A 15,971-nucleotide genomic window follows, 5' to 3' on the forward strand; every position below is an offset into this window, starting at 1 on the left:
TTCTTCCCTCCTGAAAGAGACTTCAATCGAGGCGCGCGAAAATAGTTCCTCATACCGAAGACAGGTAATGAATAGTGTGGTAGGTATTTAGTACACTGCCGAAATTCTGGGTTCTCTTAACCACTTCAGCAAAAGGGCACCGATGGGTCTAAATCTACTTCTGATCTTCATTCCCATTGCAATAGGACTTGACTGGTACGAAGCCAACCCCATTCTGGTCTTCATTGCCTCAGGCCTCGCCATTGTGCCACTAGCGGGGTTGATGGGTCGATCAACGGAAAGCCTGTCGGCCTATATCGGCGCCACTCTGGGAGGATTACTCGCCGCCACGATGGGAAACGCTCCGGAATTGATTATTTCGATTTTTGCCCTGAAAGCCGGTCTGTACGACGTGGTCAAGGCTTCCATTACCGGATCCATCGTGGGAAATTTGCTGCTCGGGATGGGGCTGGCGATTCTCCTCGGCGGCCTTCGCCATGAACGGCAAAAGTTTAATGCGACGGCGGCCGGGATGAGTTCGGGACTGTTAACACTCGCAGGTGTCGGGCTTATGGTCCCTGCTCTGTTTCATTTCACTTCCAAACAGGAAGAGGAACTCAGTACGGAAATCGCCATTGTGCTTTTTATCGCTTATATCCTAAGCCTGGTGTTTACCCTGAAAACTCACCAGCATTTATTTCGTACGGAACCCGCAGAACCGGGTGAAGGCACTCCCCCCCAAAAAGGGGAAAAGGAAGAGCCCGCCTGGAGTAAAAACAAAGCCATTGGCATGTTAGCAGCCGTAACGGTCGGCATTGCCTTCATGAGCGAAATTTTGACGGGAGCGATTGAACCCGCAGCCGCAGGCATCGGCCTCACGCCTATCTTTGCCGGTGTGATTTTTCTCGCCGTATTCGGGAATGCGGCAGAGCTGATGAATTCGATACGGTTCGCCAGGAATAATCAAATGGATCTGGTCATGGGAATTGCCGTCGGGGCGAGTACCCAGGTGATTATGTTTGTGGCACCGATGCTGGTATTCGTCAGTTACCTTCTCGGTCCCAAACCTCTGGATCTGCTTTTCGTGCCATTTGAAATTGCGGCCATTGTCATTGCGATTCTCGTCAATGGGAACCTCACGAAGGATGGCGAATCCCACTGGATGGAGGGCGTGATGCTGCTGGGAGTCTATTTAATTTTGGGCATTGGATTTTTCTTTCTCCCGATGTAGCCAGGCAAACCCATGGCAAGCTTTGAAACAGTCCTCTCTGCACACTTTCCCAGGGCGATACTCCAAGAGGATTTTGTCCAACGCTCATATGCGCTCTTGCAGGCTGAGGGATTCCGCGCTGAGAACACGATTGCCTTCGTCAGCGTATGCCGGGATGAACTGACGTTGCCTCTGGTCGAGGAAGTGAAAAAAACCTGGGGAGAAGCCTTTATTTTTTCCAGTCTGGGCGGCATGCTTTTCCTCGGAAAGACCGGATTTTTAGCGGCACAGCACCATGCGCCGAATGAAGATGGGCGTGAACGTTATGTCTATTTTGCCCTGCCGCACATCGGCGTGGATGCAGAAGGCGAGATTGGTCGCCATGATCGCCCAGGGCGCTTTCAACCGTCCCATGCCTGCGGAGCGTTGCACGGATTTCAGATGGAACTGGCCAATCGGTGTGTCTCTTTAGGAATCGATCCTGATGACATCGAGCAAAGCCTGCTGAAACAACATCTGTTTCGCAAACTCACTTACGGTGATATTCCGGACCTGTTGAGTCTCACGAAAATTGCCTATGCCGTCATTCTGGAGGAACTGAAAAGAATGATCCACATAACCGTTGACCCCCTTCATAATGACTATGCCGTCCTGACAGGCATTCAAATTCACGGTCCCCAAGGCATGGAATACATCTGGCCTGGAGAGACCTACTGGGTCCGGGATGGAAATCGCCAGGGCTTTGCCTTATAGGTTGGTATTGTTCAGGTAACGCTAGAGGGGCGATTTCTCGGCCGGACCATTTACAGGGAAATCTCCTTTGGAGGGGTTGACCCATTTACCGTGATGGGTATTTTTTAAAAATATTATCTATTTCAAGGATATATGCCTTGCAAATCAATTGATAGATATTTATAAATAAGCCGTCAGTGAAAAGGTGTGAATAATCATTTCTTGAAGGAGGGCTTGCAAATGGAAGCTGTAATCGGCGGTGCTGTTGTTGGAGCTGTGGCGGCAGTGGCCGCTCCTTCGCTTATTTCGGGAATTGGAGAGGTGCTTCGTCCCTTGGCGAAAGAAGTCCTCAAGGGGGGAATTGTGGCCTATACCGCTGTATCAGAAATGGTTGCCGAGACCGGGGAACAATTCAATGACATTGTCGCCGAGGCCAAAGCAGAAATTGCTCATCCCGCGAAAACCAAACCCTCAAACTAGTCCAGATTGGGTCGGAACATGCCACAGCCTGATAAAGAAGATCCTGAATCCACGGACAACTCCCAAGCCGGGAGCGGTCCGGGGGGAATCTCTGGAGCGTTCCGCCCATTAGTCAAAGAGCTTGTGAAAGCCGGGCTTATCGCATATGAAACGGTTTCAGAGAAGGCATCGGGCTTCGGGAAACAATTGAATGATCTCGTAGAAGAGGCACGGTCGGAAACGATAAAAACGCCCCACCCTGCCAGTGCCCCCGAAGAAACCGAAACAAAAGGCAAAGCGAGAAAATCTGGAAAGGCGAAGGATTCACACAGAAATGCCTGACGAAGGTCCGGAGAGTCATAAGGAAGACCAATGAAAATCGAAAAGGACATTCAGGTTGTGCATGCTTTGCCTGATCGGGTGCGCCTTAAGCTTCACCGGCTGAAAAACAATATGGCCTATGCCGAGGAAATTCAACGCCGGCTTTATAACGTTCAGGGGATTACACATCTGGAGACCAATCCCAAGACAGGAAGCCTCCTCATTCACTACGATCCCACTGTCTTAGAAATGCTGGCCCTTCATCCGTCCATTTCATCCTCTCTGGGCCCATCCTCTCCTGAGGTCAAACCAACAAACAAAGCTGCCCCTCCTGCTAAAGCCCGCGTCAAACCCTTAAAAACCGTTCGCAAGGCCGGCACCAAAATTGAGAAAAAAACCAAATCTAATAAATTTTCCAAGAAAGCCAAAGGCAAATCTTAAATTTGACGCTAGCAGCCAGGGCAAGAAAGGTGATGGAAACCACAGGATTAAACCCGCCTGTATCCTTATAAATAAGAGTTTTTAAAACGCACAGATGTATTCCCCCAACCTTCACTTCATTCAAAGGAATTATTCCCATGGGCGTTCATTCGGCCTCCATTGTTCATGCTGTTCCAGGGCGTCTTCGTGTAAAACTGTCTGATAACGAGCAAAATTTTGACTCCGCGGAAGCCATTGATCTCAAGCTTTCTGAGTTGGAAGGGGTAGATGAGGTCACAAGGAATTTAACCACCGGTCACCTCATTCTTCACTATGATGAATGTCAGGGAACAAATCCAAAATTTTTCCGTTCCGTAGCTGAGACCCTTGGAGTCTCCCCGAACGTTTTCACCATCGACCACCTCGAAACATCCTTCGGGCAGACCGTGCATGATCAGAACAATGGGAATGGAGCGAAGGCCCCTTCGAGAAAACAATCCCTAAACCTACCCGCCACCATTCCCAATATCATGGCCTCTTCGAAGGTGGTCCACTCACTTCCAGAACGAGTGCGTCTTCGTGTCCCTGCCTTGCAGATTCGTACCCGGCTTGCCGAAGCCCTCCCTATCTTTTTACAAGACCAGGAAGGCATTCAGGAGGTCAGTGTCAATTCCAGCTGCTCAAGCGTCACGGTGATATTTGACTCGACCCTCTGGGACGGAGAAAGACTCTGCCAATTCCTGCGAGACCTTCGGCATGAGGACATTGAGGCCTACCAGCCCAAGCAGGTCATACAAGAACAGGCAGAGAATGCGGTCGATGAGGAATCGGGCCCGGAATTGTGGTACTCAAGCACCGGAATTGCCATCGCCCTGTTCGTGGAACCACTGGCCCCGATCGCGGTCCCCGCCTTCCTCCTGGCCGCTGCACTGCCTATGCTCAAACGAGCTTACCATTCTGTCGCGGTGGACGGGAAACTGAATGTGGATGTGCTTGATGCCTCCGCCACCGCTTTGATGTCGATACAAGGCGCCTTTCCCATGGCGACCGGTATGGTCTTTTTAATCAATGTGGCGGACTATATTCGTGACCTGACCGTATTGCAATCCAAGAAGGCGATTGAAGAAGTCCTGGCCTACCAGAAGACTCGAGCGTGGGTCATTCGCGACGGGCAAACCATTCAAGTTCCCGTCAGTGAGATTCAACGAGGAGAAACCGTGGTTGTCTACCCGGGGGAACGGATTTCCATAGATGGGACCGTCCAATCGGGAATAGCCCTGGTGGATCAGGCTACTCTAACCGGTGAATCCATGCCGGTCGAAAAAAATCCCGGCGATCCGGTCTATGCCGCTACAGTCCTGCGTGAAGGGGAACTCTACATTCAGGCTGAACAAATCGGAGATGAAACCGAGGCCGCCCGGATTGTGCGGTTAGTTGAGGGCGCCCCGGCCAGAGAGACTAAAATTCAAAACTATGCCGTGAAATGGGCCAATGATCTGGTCCCCTATAGTTTTGGTCTTGGCGCGTTGGGAGCCGTCATTGGAGGCGGTATTCCCGGCGCGGCGGCAGTGTTAATTGTGGACTACGGAACGGGAATCCGAATCGCGGCTCCCACGACCGTTCTCTGCTCCATGACCAAAGCGATCCGCCATGGCATATTGATTAAAGGTGGGCGGCACATGGAAACCCTGGCTGAAGTGGATGCTGTGGTCTTTGATAAAACAGGCACCTTAACCATGGGACACCCTGACGTGGTGGACATTTGCCCACTTGGCTCCTTTACCGCAGACGAAGTCTTAACCCTGGCAGCGGCTGCGGAGAATCGCCTGACACACCCTGTGGCCCAAGCCATTGTCCGGGCTGCGCAGGAACGTGGACTCATTATCCCGGAGCGAACCACCTCCGACTACACGCTGGGACTTGGCGTTGAATCCATAGTGGACGATAAGATTGTACTGGTGGGGAATCACCGGTATATGGCGGAACAACGCATCACTCTTTCAAAAAAGATCAAAAAGCAAATCAGCGACATGGAAGATCGTGCCGTCTCTCCCCTCTGTGTGGCCGTGGATGGGAAACTCGCAGGCCTCTTGTCCTATACCGATCCTATCAGGCCGGAGGCCATTGAAGTGATTCAGGCTCTCAAAGAACGTGGGGTCAAAGAAATCGTGATGCTCACAGGAGATCATGAAAAGGTCGCCAAACGCGTTGCCATGGACTTAGGGATTGACCGCTACATCGCCGAAGTCTTCCCCGGCCATAAAGCCGATGTGGTGAAGGACTTGCAACGACAAGGATATAAGGTGGCAGTGGTGGGAGATGGGATCAATGACTCCCCGGCCCTCGCCTTTGCCGATGTTGGAATTGCCGTGGAGGGAGGAACTCAGGTCGCTCAGGATACGGCTCATGTGACCTTACTCCATGGAGGCTTATGGAAAATCCCCGCGGCCATTGACATTAGTCGTGAAGCGATCAGCTTGATCCATCAAAATTGGAAAATTATTTCTATTCCTAATACCATTGCGTTGGGGCTGGCCTGCATTGGAATCCTCGGTCCCATCGGGGCGACCTTACTCAGTAATGGGTCAGCCATCATTGCCACCTTGAATGGCCTTCGTCCCATTATGGGAAAGCCAGCAGCACCACAACGGCCCATGCTGGTAATGGAGCCACACATGGTGAATCATGATAGTTCTGACAACGGTGAGCAAGAACAACGCTTTCCTGCGTTAGAAGGGGAACTCCTCGACATCCCGGCGTAACCTTTATGGGATTGAGAAAGTTTCCCGAACCCATACTTCGAGAGTCTTCACCCAAACCTGTTCAAGAAGGGAGATAGTCTGTATGTTGCCAATCATTGGGGGTGTGGTCGTCGGAGCGATTGCAGCGTTAGCTGTTCCATCGCTCGTTTCGGGAGTGGTTTCAGGAACGCGTGCGCTTACCAAGGGAGTTATTAAAGGGGGAATGGCAGCCTATACCGCGACTTCAGAACTCGTTGCCGAGTCAGGAGAACACATTCAAGATCTTGTCGCTGAGGCGAAATCCGAAGTCAAACAGGCAAAAAAAGCTCACGTAGAGAGCTAACTCTCTCCCTGACAGGGAATAAGAGAAGAGATACAAGAGAGATTTAAAGAAGAGGAGGATGTCATGGAGACAGGTGTTGCGGGTTTGGTCTGGGGCGCGATCGGATTCGCGGCTACGGCCGCGGTAGGGTATTTTTCGCCCTACATTATTTCCGGTCTTCAACAAAGTGTTCGCCCTGTCGTCAAAGGAGTCGTCAAGGGAGGCCTGATAATCGAAGCGACCTTTTCAGAGCTGGTGAGTGAGGTCCAGGCGGAATTGACACATTCTTCATCGTCATCATAATGCTCTTGCATGACGAGAGGTCGAGCTCTGCGATATTCGGAGATTGGATTCTTCTCAGAATTTTACAACCTGCCATGTTTTCGCTAGAATTCTGCGGCGGAATGAGGACAAAGGCTTTCTTACTCTAAAAGGAAATTGATATGCCAAAACGCGCAACCAGCACAGTAGAGACAGAAACATTGGGTGACTCAATTGCGGGAAGTGGCAAAGAGGCACTAGGAAGCCTGGAGGGTGGCATTACCTCGCTCACCGGTGGGATTTGGGAAGTCTTTCACGAGCATCCCAATGTCGGTGGCGTCTTGACCGGAGGGTTGGGCATGGCTGCAGCCATGACCATTGGTGTCGCTGAGATTGTGGCTGGGGTCGCCGCAGGCTATCTCGGGTACAGAATTTTTGCCTATGGAGAGACATTTACCGAGGCCATTGAAAAGACCATCGAGTTCAGAGAAGGCAAGCTCTCAAAAGAGGAGCTCTAACAACCCATTCGGTTCAAATACCAAGGATTTGGCTATGGCAGTCGGGCTTCATACTCTCACTGTAGTCTTTTCCGGATTGTTCAAACCTACGTGTGCCCTACCTCGATCATCAGACCAAAATCCCAAATGACCTCTGTCCTCTTCACAATATATGGGTAAAGATAACTGGCAGACCCATACCCTTTTTTATTTTTCAACTTTTCTCTAAAGCCAGGGGAAATAAGTTGATGCCACTCCACGGCCATAAAAAATGGGGTTTTCAGAAACAATCACAAAAGCACGCGGTGTGGGTTCACCAATGCATGGGAAAGTAGGCAGTCTCAAGAAAAGAGAATGGCCTCAATCCTTTATTTAATGCAAGAGTACGTGCCGAAACGACAATCACCCCAAAATGGAGGAGTCAACATGAGTAAGTCATTTTATAACTTTATGGGTTGGCTTTCGTTAATCGTGGGTGCGGTCTTGTTTATCATTCCAGGATTGCCGGGAACTCCGATCCTTCTTCTTTCCAAATACTTTTTTTCTATTTAGGTAGAAGAAGTCATACTGTTGCCCCTGAAAGGCAATAGCGTTTCGACCATTTCTGGTTAAAAGGATGCCATGTCATTTCTGTCTGAAATTCTCGCCGATTTTTTGGAAGTGCCGGCGGCTTCTTTAGTTTGAAGTCTCTTAGCCGTTTAGTCCCTTGGGTACACACCGAGAATTCCAGGAAAACATGACCATCCCTTTATCCGAAGATTGCCGACTGGCCTCTGCGGACGTGCTGATTCACTGAAAGCCTTGTCTGACTCGATATCGGCAGTAAAAGCACGAGAGGGAATGTCTCATCCTACTATCTTGCCACAGCTAACCCAACAAACGTCCACACAAACCTGTTTTTCTCCAGGCAAAGCCAACATAAAGTTGGATCTACCCACTAAGTCATGGCATTCTCTCAGTCGGGAGATTTCGCAGATATCACATAGACCGAAAACCTTCCAAAAGAATACCGGCTGTGGAAATTCTTCATTGCGAGGACAAAAGAGTTTATGTTGAAATGGCCCGTTACTCGAAACATTGCATTCGTGAAATAGAAAGAGGATGCCCCCTTAATCCGCAATTTCAAGAATCCTCACTGCCAACTCTTTTGTTTCATTAACAAACCGGCTTCCAGAGTTTCATTATTTTCCCAATCCACTTGGATGACAAAGAAAGGCAGATGCAATGACCATGTCACGCATGACAAACATTTTCGCAATGGTGCTAACCTTGACCATGGGAATCATAGGAACCTCATTGGCCGAAAATGAGGAAAAGCACCCCTTGCCATTCATCATTATGGATATCGAACGCCACATTGCCGAATTGACCATCAACATAGAGAAGGTTTCGGATCGGATGAAGTTTTTACGTGAGGTTCCGGATTCCAAGGATCCTCTCATTCAGGAAGTCCGGAATCTTGACCTGAGAGGGTGGGAGTTGCATCAGGAACAATGGAAGCTGCAACTCGACGGATTGCGATTCACGGAGGGGCTCTTGCGAAAAATCCAGGACCATCCCGAAGAAAAACCGGACGCCTTACAAACCTGGCTTGGGCGACTTAAAGAATTTAAAGAGGCCATGAACGATTATCGACAACAGCGGGCCGGGATCGAGGTGTTGCGCATAGAAACAGAAGCCAAATTGATCGAACAATATTTGCGATAAGGCAAGGAGACCCTAATGGATTGCCTAAAACGACCGACCGCATTTTTTGCCTTATGCTTGACGGGGATATGGGTCATCATGACCGGGTGTACCTCAGTCGATATTATTCGATTTACCAACCAAACCTTTCCACCCAAAAAATCAGTTTTAGATGTGGAAGTGATGGCCCTGGAACCAAAATGTCCCCACATTGCCATCGCCCAATTGAGTGTCCAGGATTCAGCCGTGAGTTATGAGGACGAGGAAGGTGCTATTCTCAAAAAAGCCGCTGATTTGGGGGCCGACGCCGTAGTGCTCCATCGAGGGACAAAACGGACAGTCGCGACTCCAGCCTACGGAGGCTATGCATACAATTACGGCTACCCCGGATGGGGTTATGCTTCTTACGGTATGGTTGGTTACGGAGGGTACGGTACGACCGGATACACGATAGGTGGATTCGGGTATTCTCCTTACGGCATGGGTACGCCCATGATGTATGACACAACCGTGAGATCGCTCTCGGGAATTGCCATCCGCTACCAGGATGGCCCGCGTTGCGTACCAGGTAAGCCGGAATCCAGACAGATCCACTCATCCTTCCCTCTCCAATCATGAATTGAGGAGAACGGATTGTCGTTGACCCTAAGATCTTATAGAAAAACCTTTCATGAGGGACGCGCTTTCCTATGGAAATCTGATGAATCCCTAGAAAAGATGATCGGCCCCTTTGACTATTCGACAAAAATTTCGGGGAACTCGTTTTTCGCTCAGAAATACCGACCAGCGGAATCATACTCCCCCGCCATCCTGCCCCTCCTCTATTCATCACATACCGGCAGACATAGCCAGCCGTGAAGATAGGAGTGAAATGTGTTCAGTTGTGAAAGAAGAACCGGTAGGGTGAAGCCCAGGTCAATTCAGGCCAAAAGGATAATAAAGTTCCTCATCCTGATGGGAAATTTACTGCAATGATTGGTGATGGGATCTGCCAATGGTAAAATCTCATCCCATCTTTCAAGCTGTCAATAAGAGTACCAACTGAGACAGTAAAGTATTCTTCTCCGCATTTTGTCTCTGAGGCCAAACTTTATTTATAAAGAGCAACCGCCAGACGTTCATTTCAAAAATGGATCACGTTCGCTTTTTAATGCTTGAAACAGCTCAATCTGCTACCAAAATAAGATTTCTGTGAGCTTAGGGGCTCTTGCCTAAAAAGCTAGACTAGGCCTCCAATCATGCCTACTGCGATTTAGCCCGCGGGGATTTTTTATCGGGATGCTCGATTTCTGCTTTGGCCTCAGCAACGATGTCATTGAAATGTTCTCCGGTTTCAGAAACCATTTCTGACACAGCCGCGTAAGCCACAAGACCTCCTTTAATAATTTCCTTGGCAAGGGGGCGAAGAACCGATCCTATTCCTGAGGCTATCGAGGGTACAGCCACTGCGGCAACAGCTCCGACCACCACACCACCAATGACAGCTTCCATGTTCTCCTCCTTTGTAATTAAAATGCTTCTTGGAAACGGTTAAAATATTAACATAAACGGAAAGATTTAGTGAAGCATGTGGGCCCCCTATAAAACCAAAACCAACGGGTTCTCTTCATGCCGCACTGCATTTCATCCTATTGCAAAGAAAATGGCCTTCCGGTTGTTTGAGGCACTGCTCCTTAAAATGAAGAAGAGTCCATAGAGTCCCTAGTGCCATCAAACTCCGCCCAAGCTGAATGCGACTTATCAGGAACGTTTTGGAGGGAATTGTGCCAAAACTTTCTGGACCGCCTCATTGATCAGACCGGTTTGGCCTCCTGTAGTACCCTTCCAATCCACCACGCCTTTAGCAACCCCACGCCAGATAATATGCTGAGGCGGCTTCGCATCAAGCAGATCGATGATGAGCGTCCCTTCCTCGTATTGGTAAACTTCCGTGTAGCCCATACCCATCCCCCAGTAGGGCCTCATAAGCGGTCCTCGCATAGTTTCAACCTGAATTCGCTCTTCCCTACCAACATAATAGGTTACATGGAAATCAGATTTTCCAGCGATAATTTCGATGTACCCCTTGTTCGCCAGTTCGGCTGCGACCGCGTCCTGAATCCTTTCCCGGGCCATTTGGTTGGCCCCACCCAGATCAATGTCTCCTTCGGGCGTTTTCAGCATCCAGGAAAATGTCTTCAGCTCACTAAAGTCCGTCGACTCTCTATAATCAGAACTCACAGAAATGGTGGAGCACCCCCAAAACCCGGGTAACGCCAACAAAACAAAAAGCCTCATGAAACATCGCATTTGTCATACCCTTTCTTTTACCATACACATCGCATTCCCGAATTTCGGATTTCGTCTTTTCTTCACAGAGGGCACCCCCCAAAGTTCCTGCCTGCAGATTTCAGTCTGCCTGCACAGGTGGGCTTTGATCGTTTTTCCGCTTTATCGGCATTAATATTGGGCGCCGTATGTCATAACAGAAAATTTCTGAAGATTGCCTAGCTCAAAAAACACCAGGAGCAAGGCCGATTCTCCCCCCCAATCATGAGGGGCAATTGGTGCTTGTCCACTATGTTTTCTGCCTGCTCCGGTTTCTTGGCACCAAACTATAGCAGACACTTCTCACCCGTTTCGACTCGCGACTCCAGATGCGATATTCCTCCTCGAGGAAATTCCTTGGATGAGCGGTGGGATGGTGATTGCCTCGGCATGAATAGATACGTTAAAAACCCTGGCGTCTTTTCCGACATGTTCAATCAGGATGTATTTGTGTGTGTCTAAAGATAAACAATTTCCCAGACTCGCAGAAATGACGCAAGGAGGATGGATGTCCGTCGACAATTGCGAACCCGACGACTGATGTTCTTAAGTTGTATCGGCACAGGAAATTCTACTCACATGCCGTTTTTTGTATCTTTTCTCATTGGAGTTCTCTTTCTTGCCTCTCCTTCGTTTGCCGGGTGGAGGGTCACCGGCGAGAGTAATGTGTATTATACCGACGATGCGGCCCTGTTCTCCTCGACACGGCGGCTGAGTCGAAACCAGGACCCCACCCAACCGGTAATTGATAGCCTTCTTGCCAACCAGGGAGACGATGTAGTGTTTGAACCCATGGCCCACATAATGAAATCTTTTTCGTTAATGGGTCGACCTACCGAATTGGGTGTCCGTGGACAGGGGTTTGTGTTTACCGACAATACCCAATTCAATCACGGATCATTGAGCGTTGAGGCCTCCCATAACCTGACCTCCACCACTGCGCTCCTGATGCGCTATTTTTTCGGACCCGATTTATTTTTAGGAAAGAACGAGGTACGGCCACTTGAAGAGTCCGACGGGAATCCCCCACAAGTTAAAAATGAAGAGGTCACCACCAATTATTGGGCCGGAGGGCTTGCTCAACAAATCCCCGGGGTCGACGATTTGCGGCTTATTCTCTATGGCCGCTATGGATTGCGAGACTACGATAAACCCTTTCGCCAACGGGATACCAGGTTTTGGACGGTCGGGACACACGTGGAATGGGCGCCCACGCAGAAGATCGGGTTGGCGCTAGGCTACCATTATGAACGAGGATTGGCTGATGGGCGTAAGCAGCCGGAGCTACAAGATGATATCTCTTACTTCAATCATTTCGTGACCGGAGAATTCGAATATGAGATCACAGAACGTCTTAGCTTAGAGATGGGACTGCATTATGAATTTAACGGTTGGACCACCGGTATCCAGGGGGATGAACGCAAGGGACAACATGAAAATGTGATCCAGGGCGACATTGTTTCCCGGTATCTGGTGAACGAGGTTCTTCAGTTAACGGCCGGGTTTCAGGGGTCCCATCGAAAAGAGAGTTTTGAGAAGGGGTTAAAAAACCTGAACACATGGCTGGGCGCCAAATTGGCATTTTAAATTCCTAACGCCGAAAAGAATGATCCTCTCAGTAACCCAGAGGATGGGCACGTCAGAAAATTTCATTCTTGCGAATATTTCCTGAGTGCACCCTGTCTTAATGAGTTTTTTGCAAGAGGGTGCTATCTTGTGACGCCTCATGCCAGGGCTGCCATTCCGAAGAAGATTTCGGTCTGAAGCGGCAAAAAAGGTAGAGGCGTTTTTCTGAACATTGATATTTTCACTGGCCGATTTCAAACAAGGCCACAACCCATCCCGACAGGAAGAGGGAACTGAAGAGCGATCAGCGCCGGCAACCACCCAGGCTAATGTCGAACGAACCTAAACTTTAGAGCAGCCTAAACCAGGGCTCCACACCTCAGTATAGCTTCCATGCGGAATTGGTTCACCCAAATCAGGAATGCAGGAAAAGTCATGGCTCTATCCTTGTGTTGGATCCTGCTGACTGCCTCCGTTTCGCAGAGCGAAGAACCCCACAAACAACCATCTCCTCCCATAGATGATCCTTTCTTGCTATGGCGATTGGATGCAGTCAGGAAAAGAACCAGAGACATTCCTCAAAATGTATGGGAGCGGATTCGAAACGGTCAGAAGTGGACCTGGAATGAATATCCTGATCAAGTGCTTATTCAGGAAGAAAACGTTATCAAATGGCCCCGGTATTTGTCCGCTGCCCTAAATACCCCCGAGTGGTTGGATCTGGGCTTTACCAATCGAGTTCGTCGAGAAGGATTTGATTACCCTTTTAAGGCCGACCAGAAAGGCAATACCTGGACCTGGAATCAGCGAACCCGCTTTCGGGCCACGACCAAATGGAAGGTTTTCCGGGCTGAGCTAGAGTTTCAAGGAGCGAATTCCGGTGAACAGTCCAATACGGACGTCGTTGGTTCTTCCACGTTCAATGCGGCCAATATCCAACAATTGTTTGTGTCTATGACTCTCCCAAGTTTCCTGGAGACCGGCCTTCGAACGGATCTTCACGTCGGTCGCATTAATATGGATGTCGGGTCAAGACGCCTCGTCGCTCGTTCTCGTTTTCCAAATACCGCCCAACCCTTTGATGGTATTCATTGGAGAGTAGCTGAGACCAATCAGTGGTTTTTCCGCGCCTTTTTTTCGGAAGTTGTTTCCGATAACAACAACAGGAATCGCTTTGGCTTGTTTACGAATGGAGGTAATTATTTCTGGGGGCTTTCGTATGAAAACTCGCACGTTTCCTGGGCCAGAACCCAACTCTACTATTTTGGCAGGGATGAAAAGGAGAAGAAAGGAGGAACCGAACGAGAGCATTCAACATTAGGAGTCCGGGTCTATCAACGACCGGAAATTGGAGCGTATGATTATGAAGCGGAATCTGCCTGGCAATTCGGTACATTGGACAACATGGATCATTTTGCGTACCTCCAACATTTCTCCCTTGGCTATACCTTTGCCTTTCCATGGTCACCAAGGATTTTGGCCATGTATGATTATGCCAGTGGCACAAAAAATCCTAATGGGAACCAAAGCCATACTTTCGATAGCCTCTTTGGTGCGCGCAATTTTGAATATACCTCCACCAGTCTCTTCGGCCCTTTCTTTCGTTCCAACATCAGCTCGCCTGGCATCCGGCTGATCACTCACCCACTTCCAACCTTGGATATCAATGTGAAATACCGGGTCTGGTATTTGGCCCAATCCCGGGATAAGTGGGTCAACTCCGGCATGCAAGATCCAACGGGAGCCGCAGGAAATTTTTTAGGACAGGATGTGCAAGTCAGACTTCAATGGCGTCCTTCGCCAAGCTTCATCATTGATGCCGGCTATGAACACTTCTTTAAGGGCTCTTATATTAAAAATCAGACTGATGTGCCAGGAAATCCTCCAGCCAATGATACCAATTACTTCTATATCCAAACAGAAGTCAGATTTTAGGTTTCTGGAAAGGACAATCGGCGAATAAGCCATTTGGAGGGACTCGAATTTTTTCCATTCCTGACCTTAATCCGGAAAATTTTTTTTCGTCGTCTGAAACCAATCCATTCCTTCCTTCATATTTCTCACACTCTTCTCAGAACCCCATTCATCGGTCAGGGTCCATCAGGCCGTGCAAAAATAGTTGGCATTTTCCCTTGAGTTCTGAGCCTGGACAATGGAAAATACCGTTCCTCTCTTCTATCCGGTCACAAACCGGAAAATGGATAGAACATAAATTAATGGATTTTTTTGTCATTTCTTCGTATAAAACCCAGGAACGTCAATCGTGAAAATGCGAGTACACACTCCACATACCCATTTCAGGAAAGGGTCAAAGCTGCTGCTATGCCTGATGTTGGCGATGACCTCCGGGTGCGATCGCCCGGAAGCGGAATCCACCGCCACGCCCCCGGAGGTGTTGGTTGCGGAGGTAATTCAAAAAGACGTCCCGATTTATGGAGAGTGGGTCGGAACGACAGTTGGCTATGTGGATGCGCAGATTCGCGCCAGAATTCAGGGATATCTCCTGTCCCGACATTACACGGAAGGATCCGTTGTCAAAGCCAACGATCTCTTGTTTAAAATCGATCCACGACCTTACAAGGCAACCCTGGATCAGTTGAAGGCCGAACTCATCAGGGCGGACGCGGCCTATAAAAAAAGCCTGCTTGACATCAAGCGGAACACCCCTCTTGCGGCGGAAGGGGCCATCAGCCAGAAGGAACTGGATGATGCCATACAAGCCGGCACGGCAAACCGGGCCTCGGTCGCTTCTGCGCGCGCCAAATTGGACAATGCCCAACTCAACCTTGATTGGACCAGTGTGACGTCTCCGATCAGCGGGATAGCCGGAATCGCTACCGCGCAAATCGGTGATCTCATCGTCGAGAATACGGTGATGACGACGGTCTCTCAAGTAGACCCGATTAAGGTCAATTTCCCCATTAGTGAGAGGGAATATTTACAATTTGCGGATCGGATCGCGAAAGCCGGTAATAAGGCCGAAGCACAACGATCCAATAAACATACTCTCGAGCTGGTCCTTGCCGACGGAAGCGTCTACCCGCACAAGGGGAGAGCCGTACTCGCTGATCGCCAGGTTGATGGCAAAACCGGAACGATCACCATCGTGAGTTATTTCCCGAACCCTACCCATCTCCTACGCCCCGGCCTCTTTGCCAAAGTGCGTGCCTCTATCGAAACCCGAGTAGGAGGACTCTTAGTTCCACAGCGGGCCGTCAAGGAACTTCAGGGTACGTATCAGGTCGGAATAATCGGAGCCGAGAACAAGGTGGCTTTTCGAAACGTGATTCCCAGTCACAGGATCGGATCACTCTGGCTGATTGATGAAGGCCTGAAACCCGGCGAGATGGTCATCGTTGAAGGCCTTCTCAAGGTCCGTGATGGGATGGAGGTCACACCCAAATTGACCCAGGCCGAAACACAACCCGGCGCCGAGGGTTCCCCCGAACAACCTGACACGACCCAATAAA

The 15,971-nt window shown here is 49.6% G+C and carries 17 protein-coding genes; 15 read left to right on the forward strand and 2 right to left on the reverse strand.

The features are described from left to right. Window positions 1–142: 142 nt before the first annotated feature. From cax to PP769_RS16515, 12 genes are all read left to right on the forward strand, one after another. Window positions 143–1,210: a calcium/proton exchanger gene (gene cax, locus PP769_RS16460; protein WP_312642139.1), complete on the forward strand. Its 1,068-nt coding sequence runs from the start codon at window positions 143–145 to the stop codon at window positions 1,208–1,210. A 12-nt stretch (window positions 1,211–1,222) separates the two neighbouring features. Continuing rightward, window positions 1,223–1,942: an LCIB family protein gene (locus PP769_RS16465; RefSeq protein WP_312642141.1), complete on the forward strand. Its 720-nt coding sequence runs from the start codon at window positions 1,223–1,225 to the stop codon at window positions 1,940–1,942. Between the two features lie 219 nt (window positions 1,943–2,161). Then, on the forward strand, window positions 2,162–2,401 hold the full coding sequence (locus PP769_RS16470; RefSeq protein ID WP_312642143.1) for a DUF5132 domain-containing protein: 240 nt from the start codon (window positions 2,162–2,164) through the stop codon (window positions 2,399–2,401). Window positions 2,402–2,419: 18 nt separating this feature from the next. Further along, complete coding sequence (locus PP769_RS16475) at window positions 2,420–2,722, forward strand: DUF5132 domain-containing protein (protein WP_312642145.1); 303 nt, start codon at window positions 2,420–2,422, stop codon at window positions 2,720–2,722. A 30-nt stretch (window positions 2,723–2,752) separates the two neighbouring features. After that, entirely contained in the window at window positions 2,753–3,142 is a 390-nt protein-coding gene (locus tag PP769_RS16480) for an HMA2 domain-containing protein (RefSeq protein WP_312642147.1), read from the forward strand. A gap of 131 nt (window positions 3,143–3,273) precedes the next feature. After that, on the forward strand, window positions 3,274–5,883 hold the full coding sequence (locus PP769_RS16485; protein ID WP_312647059.1) for a heavy metal translocating P-type ATPase: 2,610 nt from the start codon (window positions 3,274–3,276) through the stop codon (window positions 5,881–5,883). An 82-nt stretch (window positions 5,884–5,965) separates the two neighbouring features. Next, entirely contained in the window at window positions 5,966–6,205 is a 240-nt protein-coding gene (locus PP769_RS16490) for a DUF5132 domain-containing protein (protein ID WP_312642149.1), read from the forward strand. Window positions 6,206–6,268: 63 nt separating this feature from the next. Further along, window positions 6,269–6,487 (forward strand): hypothetical protein, encoded by a 219-nt coding sequence (locus PP769_RS16495; protein WP_312642152.1) that lies wholly within the window; start codon window positions 6,269–6,271, stop codon window positions 6,485–6,487. 140 nt (window positions 6,488–6,627) lie between these two features. Next, entirely contained in the window at window positions 6,628–6,963 is a 336-nt protein-coding gene (locus PP769_RS16500; RefSeq protein WP_312642154.1) for a hypothetical protein, read from the forward strand. A gap of 405 nt (window positions 6,964–7,368) precedes the next feature. Next, a complete protein-coding gene (locus tag PP769_RS16505; protein WP_312642156.1) occupies window positions 7,369–7,494 on the forward strand; it encodes a YbaN family protein in 126 nt (41 codons plus the stop codon). Between the two features lie 687 nt (window positions 7,495–8,181). Next, complete coding sequence (locus tag PP769_RS16510) at window positions 8,182–8,649, forward strand: hypothetical protein (RefSeq protein ID WP_312642158.1); 468 nt, start codon at window positions 8,182–8,184, stop codon at window positions 8,647–8,649. A 15-nt stretch (window positions 8,650–8,664) separates the two neighbouring features. Beyond that, entirely contained in the window at window positions 8,665–9,246 is a 582-nt protein-coding gene (locus PP769_RS16515) for a hypothetical protein (protein ID WP_312642160.1), read from the forward strand. Window positions 9,247–9,870: 624 nt separating this feature from the next. Here the strand turns inward: PP769_RS16515 and PP769_RS16520 are convergent. Further along, window positions 9,871–10,119 carry a DUF5132 domain-containing protein gene (locus tag PP769_RS16520; protein WP_312642162.1) on the reverse strand — a complete coding sequence of 83 codons (249 nt, stop codon included), beginning with the start codon at window positions 10,117–10,119 and terminating at the stop codon, window positions 9,871–9,873. Window positions 10,120–10,368: 249 nt separating this feature from the next. Further along, window positions 10,369–10,905, reverse strand: a complete 537-nt coding sequence (locus PP769_RS16525) for a DUF4136 domain-containing protein (protein WP_312642164.1) — start codon at window positions 10,903–10,905, stop codon at window positions 10,369–10,371. 534 nt (window positions 10,906–11,439) lie between these two features. Here PP769_RS16525 and PP769_RS16530 point away from each other — a divergent pair. From PP769_RS16530 to PP769_RS16540, 3 genes are all read left to right on the forward strand, one after another. Beyond that, complete coding sequence (locus PP769_RS16530) at window positions 11,440–12,522, forward strand: TonB-dependent receptor (protein ID WP_312642166.1); 1,083 nt, start codon at window positions 11,440–11,442, stop codon at window positions 12,520–12,522. Window positions 12,523–12,936: 414 nt separating this feature from the next. Then, window positions 12,937–14,436 (forward strand): alginate export family protein, encoded by a 1,500-nt coding sequence (locus tag PP769_RS16535; protein WP_312642168.1) that lies wholly within the window; start codon window positions 12,937–12,939, stop codon window positions 14,434–14,436. A 334-nt stretch (window positions 14,437–14,770) separates the two neighbouring features. Beyond that, a complete protein-coding gene (locus PP769_RS16540) occupies window positions 14,771–15,970 on the forward strand; it encodes an efflux RND transporter periplasmic adaptor subunit (protein ID WP_312647060.1) in 1,200 nt (399 codons plus the stop codon). Window position 15,971: the final 1 nt, after the last annotated feature.

It is taken from the genome of Candidatus Nitrospira allomarina, assembly GCF_032050975.1.
GTDB classification, from domain to species: domain Bacteria; phylum Nitrospirota; class Nitrospiria; order Nitrospirales; family UBA8639; genus Nitrospira_E; species Nitrospira_E allomarina.

Coding starts and splice junctions, on each gene's coding strand:
- cax (WP_312642139.1), top strand. CDS start 143: ATGGGTCTAAATCTACTTCTGATCTTCATTCCCATTGCAATAGGACTT.
- PP769_RS16470 (WP_312642143.1), top strand. CDS start 2,162: ATGGAAGCTGTAATCGGCGGTGCTGTTGTTGGAGCTGTGGCGGCAGTG.
- PP769_RS16540 (WP_312647060.1), top strand. CDS start 14,771: ATGCGAGTACACACTCCACATACCCATTTCAGGAAAGGGTCAAAGCTG.
- PP769_RS16530 (WP_312642166.1), top strand. CDS start 11,440: ATGGATGTCCGTCGACAATTGCGAACCCGACGACTGATGTTCTTAAGT.
- PP769_RS16525 (WP_312642164.1), bottom strand. CDS start 10,905: ATGAGGCTTTTTGTTTTGTTGGCGTTACCCGGGTTTTGGGGGTGCTCC.
- PP769_RS16535 (WP_312642168.1), top strand. CDS start 12,937: ATGGCTCTATCCTTGTGTTGGATCCTGCTGACTGCCTCCGTTTCGCAG.
- PP769_RS16510 (WP_312642158.1), top strand. CDS start 8,182: ATGACAAACATTTTCGCAATGGTGCTAACCTTGACCATGGGAATCATA.
- PP769_RS16465 (WP_312642141.1), top strand. CDS start 1,223: ATGGCAAGCTTTGAAACAGTCCTCTCTGCACACTTTCCCAGGGCGATA.
- PP769_RS16505 (WP_312642156.1), top strand. CDS start 7,369: ATGAGTAAGTCATTTTATAACTTTATGGGTTGGCTTTCGTTAATCGTG.
- PP769_RS16500 (WP_312642154.1), top strand. CDS start 6,628: ATGCCAAAACGCGCAACCAGCACAGTAGAGACAGAAACATTGGGTGAC.
- PP769_RS16520 (WP_312642162.1), bottom strand. CDS start 10,119: ATGGAAGCTGTCATTGGTGGTGTGGTGGTCGGAGCTGTTGCCGCAGTG.
- PP769_RS16515 (WP_312642160.1), top strand. CDS start 8,665: ATGGATTGCCTAAAACGACCGACCGCATTTTTTGCCTTATGCTTGACG.
- PP769_RS16475 (WP_312642145.1), top strand. CDS start 2,420: ATGCCACAGCCTGATAAAGAAGATCCTGAATCCACGGACAACTCCCAA.
- PP769_RS16495 (WP_312642152.1), top strand. CDS start 6,269: ATGGAGACAGGTGTTGCGGGTTTGGTCTGGGGCGCGATCGGATTCGCG.
- PP769_RS16490 (WP_312642149.1), top strand. CDS start 5,966: ATGTTGCCAATCATTGGGGGTGTGGTCGTCGGAGCGATTGCAGCGTTA.
- PP769_RS16480 (WP_312642147.1), top strand. CDS start 2,753: ATGAAAATCGAAAAGGACATTCAGGTTGTGCATGCTTTGCCTGATCGG.